Here is an 855-nt window from a genome sequence, read left to right on the forward strand (position 1 = left end):
TTTTCGTGCGCCCGGCCGGCATGGGTGCAATCTATAGGGTGGAAGTCCCGAATCATGAAGGCAGTAGTAGTGGTTAGCTTAATGCAAGGGTGTCCACGGTGACGTGGAATCTGAAGGAAGCAAGCGGCAAACCTCCGGTCTGAGGAACACGAACTTCATATAAGGCTAGGTATCATTGGATGAGTTTGCGAAACAAAACAAAGTCCTTACTGCCGAAGGTGGTACAGAGTAAATGAAGCAGATAGATGGAGGGAAAGATTGCACTCTTACCCGGGGAGGTCTGATGACAGCCAAGTACACTTGGTAACCTTTCCAGTGATGGACAGCTGAATCATCAGAAGTCAGCAGAGGTCATAGTACTTGTCTACTCGAGAAGACAAGGAAGGACCGAACAGATTAAGGAGGATGAATACTAGGCGTTCGTTATCTGTGAAGAAGCAAACAATTCCTAACGGAACTTATTTGAAGGAAGAAGTGGTGAATACACGGGGAACTTCAAAAGGGGGAGCAGATAAAGGCACAAATAGACCATTTATCCACGTAGAAAGGATATCAACGATGTTAATGGAACAGATACTAGAGAGGGAAAACTTAATACAGGCATTGAAGCGTGTAGAAAGAAATAAGGGAAGCCATGGTGTAGATGGAATGCGGGTCCAAAACCTGAGACCGCACCTCGTAACCGAATGGTACAACATGAAAACTGCCCTTTTACAGGGTACCTATCAACCGAAGCCCGTCCGTCGTATCGAAATCCCGAAACCAAACGGCGGAGTTCGGCTTTTGGGTATTCCAACCGTTCTAGACCGTTTCATTCAACAAGCCATTGCCCAAATATTGACCAAGATATATGAC

General features: G+C 46.1%; 1 pseudogene. It reads left to right on the top strand.

The window, feature by feature from the left end:
• Positions 1-405: 405 nt before the first annotated feature.
• Positions 406-855 (top strand): annotated as a pseudogene (locus tag AC1DVK_RS26985) (hypothetical protein); the annotation flags it as partial.

The organism is Peribacillus sp. P4_B1 (assembly GCF_056402395.1).